The 4,572-nt window shown below is 70.3% G+C and carries 4 protein-coding genes; 3 read left to right on the top strand and 1 reads right to left on the bottom strand.

Features of this window, described 5'->3' with window-relative positions; all coding sequences use genetic code 11:
- A partial coding sequence (locus x551_RS18715; protein ID WP_036250135.1) for an Rne/Rng family ribonuclease occupies positions 1 to 1,803 on the bottom strand: 1,803 nt, incomplete at its 3' end.
- A gap of 692 nt (positions 1,804 to 2,495) precedes the next feature.
- On the opposite strand from x551_RS18715, the gene x551_RS18710 reads away from it, so the two are divergent.
- Genes x551_RS18710 through x551_RS18700 form a run of 3 tightly spaced genes read left to right on the top strand, consistent with a single transcriptional unit; the run spans position 2,496 to position 4,526 of the window.
- A complete protein-coding gene (locus x551_RS18710; protein ID WP_036235713.1) occupies positions 2,496 to 3,458 on the top strand; it encodes an RluA family pseudouridine synthase in 963 nt (320 codons plus the stop codon).
- Positions 3,455 to 4,123 carry an HAD-IA family hydrolase gene (locus x551_RS18705; protein WP_011828258.1) on the top strand — a complete coding sequence of 223 codons (669 nt, stop codon included), beginning with the start codon at positions 3,455 to 3,457 and terminating at the stop codon, positions 4,121 to 4,123. The genes x551_RS18710 and x551_RS18705 overlap by 4 nt, the downstream gene beginning before the upstream one ends.
- Entirely contained in the window at positions 4,116 to 4,526 is a 411-nt protein-coding gene (locus tag x551_RS18700; protein ID WP_011828259.1) for a Rieske (2Fe-2S) protein, read from the top strand. Before x551_RS18705 ends, x551_RS18700 begins: the two co-directional genes overlap by 8 nt.
- Positions 4,527 to 4,572: the final 46 nt, after the last annotated feature.

Genomic DNA, 4,572 nt, shown 5'->3' with positions numbered 1-4,572 from the left:
CTTCGCCGGCTGTGCGACAGGCGCGCTGACCGCGGGTGCGGTGGCCGGCGGCACGTCGCCGCCGAAGAGTTTCTTCAGCCAGCCGAAGAATCCACCGCCGCCCGCGTCGCGGCTGGCAGGCACCGGTGCCGCCACGACCGGCGGCGCTGCGGCCACCGGAGCCTTGGCCACCGGTTCCGGTTTCGGCGCGGCCACCGGGGCGGGCAGATCGGGCAGTACGCCCTTGATCACCGGTTCCTGCTTGGCCTTGGCCTTCTCGCGCCGGGTGATGCCGACCTCGTCGTCCGGCTCCTCGATCATCGTGTAGCTGGCCTGCAGGTTCTCCAGACGGGGGTCGTCGTGACGCAGGCGCTCGAGCTTGTAGTTCGGCGTCTCGAGGTGCTTGTTGGGCACCAGCAGCACGGTGGTGCGCTGACGCAGCTCGATCTTGGTGATCTCGGTGCGCTTCTCGTTGAGCAGGAAGGACGTGACCTCCACCGGTACCTGCACGTGCACGGCGGCGGTGTTCTCCTTCATCGACTCTTCCTGGATGATGCGCAGGATCTGCAGCGCGGAAGACTCGGTGTCGCGGATGTGGCCGGTGCCGTTGCAGCGCGGGCAGGTGATGTGGCTGCCTTCGCTGAGCGCCGGGCGCAGGCGCTGACGGCTCAGTTCGAGCAGGCCGAACTTGCTGATCGAGCTGAACTGCACGCGCGCGCGGTCGGTGCGCAGCGCGTCGCGCAGGCGGGTCTCGACCTCGCGGCGGTTCTTGCTCTCCTCCATGTCGATGAAGTCGACGACGATCAGGCCGCCCAGGTCGCGCAGCCGCATCTGGCGCGCGATCTCGTCGGCCGCCTCGAGGTTGGTGCGCGTCGCGGTCTCCTCGATGTCGGAGCCGCGCGTCGAGCGCGCCGAGTTCACGTCGACCGAGACCAGCGCCTCGGTGTGGTCGATCACGATCGCGCCGCCCGAGGGCAGGTTCACCGTGCGCGAGAACGCGGTCTCGATTTGGTGCTCGATCTGGAAGCGGCTGAACAGCGGTGCGTCATCCTTGTAGCGCTTGACCCGCGAGGCCGATTCCGGCATCACGTGGTTCATGAACTGCTGGGCCTGCTCGTAGATGTCGTCGGTGTCGATCAGGATCTCGCCGATGTCGGCGTGGAAGTAGTCCCGGATCGCACGGATCACCAGCGAGGACTCCTGGTAGATCAGGAAGGCGCCCTTGCCCGCCTTGGCCGCGCCGTCGATGGCGCTCCACAGCTTGAGCATGTAGTTCAGGTCCCACTGCAGCTCGGGGGCGCTGCGCCCGATGCCGGCGGTGCGCGCGATCAGGCTCATGCCCTTGGGGTACTCGAGCTGGTCGAGGTTCTCCTTGAGCTCCTCGCGGTCCTCGCCCTCGATGCGGCGCGACACGCCGCCGCCGCGCGGGTTGTTGGGCATCAGCACCAGGTAGCGCCCGGCCAGGCTGACGAAGGTGGTCAGCGCCGCGCCCTTGTTGCCGCGCTCCTCCTTCTCGACCTGCACCAGCAGCTCGGTGCCGTTGGAGATCACGTCCTGGATCTTCGCGTCGCGGACGGTCACGCCTTCCTTGAAGAACTGCTTGGAGATCTCCTTGAACGGCAGGAAGCCGTGGCGGTCCTCGCCGTAGTCGACGAAGCAGGCCTCCAGCGACGGCTCGACGCGGGTGACGACGGCCTTGTAGATGTTGCCCTTGCGCTGTTCGCGCCCCTCGATCTCGGTCTCGAAGTCGAGCAGTTTCTGCCCGTCGACGATCGCCAGGCGCCGTTCTTCCGATTGCGTGGCATTGATCAGCATGCGTTTCATGTGCACTCCTTCGTGCGGGAGGCCAGGGGCCCGCCCGCACACGAATCCGACCAGGCCCGTCGCCGGGCACGGCCTGTCGATGCACGAAACAGCGTGGAGGAACCGGAAGGAATCGCCCTGGACTCGACCGCTCACCACGCCCGTCAGGGCGCTGCGGCGCTCAAGCGTTGGCGCGTGCGTCCGCGTGGGTCTGGATGGGCTTGCCACGGCCGGGCCGTGGCGTGGCGCGCTCCTTCCGCACACGCGCGGGCCGACGCGCAGCGACGGGGCTGCGGGCGATCGGAGCGCGAAGGGGAGGGGGCGGGCCGAAGACATCCGGGACATCACGGGGCGCGGGGGGCAGCTCGCCGGTGCCTGGGGCACCTCCGGTCTGCCACCGGAAAACCTTGTTGGTTGGTTCGTACTACGCTGGCTCTGCCGCCGCCTCGCGCCGCCTGCCGCTCACCTTGGGAGCCGGCCCGGCCGCTCGACGCGGCGTTGCATCACCGAATACCTGCCGCCGATCCGGCTGCAGGGCCCACGCCACGGCGAAGTGACCGCTAAACTCAAGCAAATCAATCACTTACGGCGCACACGTGGTGCAACGCATTATAGGAGGCAAAGCGGCCCCGGCGCGCAAGGCCTCGCGAGCCCCGGTGGCTGCCCCGCGCCCGGTCGCCAGCCCGGCCGCGCGACCACCGCCGGCCCCCGCGGTGAGACACCTGACGGTCGGCGAAGACGGCGCCGGCCAGCGGCTCGACAACTACCTCGTCAAGACGCTCAAGGGCGTGCCGAAGACGCACGTCTACCGCATCATCCGCAGCGGCGAGGTGCGGGTGAACCGGGGCCGCGCCGCCGCCGACACGCGGCTCGCGGCCGGCGATGAACTGCGCCTGCCTCCGGTGCGGATGGCCACCCCGGCCGAGCGCGAGGCTGCGCCGCCCCGCGAGTTCCCGGTCGTTCACGAGGACGAGCACCTGCTGGTGATCGACAAGCCGGCCGGCGTGGCCGTGCACGGCGGCAGCGGCGTGAGCTTCGGCGTCATCGAGCAGCTGCGCCGGGCCCGGCCGCAGGCGAAGTTCCTGGAGTTGGTGCACCGCCTCGACCGCGAGACCTCCGGCCTGCTGCTGCTCGCCAAGAAGCGCAGCGCACTCACGCGTCTGCAGGACCAGTTCCGCGCGCGCGAGACCGGCAAGACCTACGCGGCGCTGGTACCCGGGGCCTGGCCGGCCCGGCACAAGGTGATCGACGCGCCGCTGCACAAGTACCTCGACGGTGCCGGCGAGCGCCGGGTGCGCGTCACCGGCGCGGACGACGAGGACGGCCAACGTTCGATCACGCTGGTGCAGGTGGCCGCCGCCTACGCCGGCTACACCCTGCTCGACGTGACCATCAAGACCGGCCGCACTCACCAGATCCGCGTGCACCTCGCGCACGCCGGCCACGCCATCGTCGGTGACGACAAATACGGCGACTTCGCGCTGAACAAGGCCTTCGCCCGCGGCGAGGCCGTGCCGGGGGTGAAGTTCGACCGCATGTTCCTGCACGCGCGGCGGCTGCGCTTCGAGCACCCCGCGAGCGGCGAGACGATCGAGCTCGAGGCCGCCCTGCCGGCAGAATGCCGGCTCCTCCTGACAGCCCTGCCGCGCGTCGCGGCCCCACCGCCCCCTCCATGAGCGCATTCCGCCCCCGCCAGTTCGACCTCGTCGTGTTCGACTGGGACGGCACGCTGTACGACTCCACCGCGCTGATCGTCAAGTGCATCCAGGCGGCCGCCGCCGACCTCGGCACCGAGGTGCCGGGCGACACCCAGGCCGCCTACGTGATCGGCATGGGCCTGCAGGAGGCGCTGCAGCATGCCGTGCCCGGCCTGCCGCGCGAGCGCTACCCCGAGCTCGGTCAACGCTATCGGCACCACTACTTCGCGCGGCAGCACGAGCTCAGCCTGTTCGCCGGCGCGCTGGACATGCTGCACGCGCTGAAGGCGCGCCAGCACTGGCTGGGCGTGGCCACCGGCAAGTCGCGCCGCGGGCTCGACGAGGCGCTGCACACGGTGCAGCTCCAGGGTCTGTTCGACGCCACCCGCACCGCCGACGAGACCGCGTCCAAGCCGCATCCGCGCATGCTGCAGGAGCTGATGGCCGAGCTGGGCGTCGCGCCGGCCCGCACGCTGATGATCGGCGACACCACGCACGACCTGCAACTGGCCGCCAACGCCGGCACGGCCAGCGTCGCCGTCAGCTTCGGAGCGCACGAGCCGGCGGCCTTCGAGACCTACGCACCGCGCTTCGTGGCCCATTCGACGGCCGAGCTCGACCACTGGTTGCGCGCCCATGCCTGAGCCCGCCGACCCCGGCACCGGCGTGCCGCTGTGCGCCTCGTCCGACCTGGCCGAGGGCGGACGGGCCGTGCTGTTCGACGTGCTCGAGCACGGCCAGCCGCTGCGCGCCTTCGTGCTGCGCGTCGACGGCCAGCTGGTGGCCTACCTGAACCGCTGCGCCCATGTGCCGGTCGAGATGGATTGGCAGGAAGGCGAGTTCCTGGACGGTGACCGCCGCTACATCGTCTGTTCGATCCACGGCGCCACCTACGAGCCGTCCGACGGCTACTGCATCGCCGGGCCCTGTGGCGGTGCGCGCCTCAAGGCCGTTCGCGTGGCGGAGCGCGACGGCCAGGTGAGTTGGTATCCTTCCGCGGACATCCGGCCCGCCTTCGGCGCCGCTTCCACACCGAGCAGTCCATGAGCAGTTTCGACGATCCCGCCGAGCCCACGCTGGGCCCCGCCACGCC

Origin of the sequence: Methylibium sp. T29 (assembly GCF_000576205.1) — a bacterium.
GTDB lineage: Bacteria > Pseudomonadota > Gammaproteobacteria > Burkholderiales > Burkholderiaceae_C > Methylibium > Methylibium petroleiphilum.
This window is presented reverse-complemented; position numbering and strand designations above follow the sequence as displayed.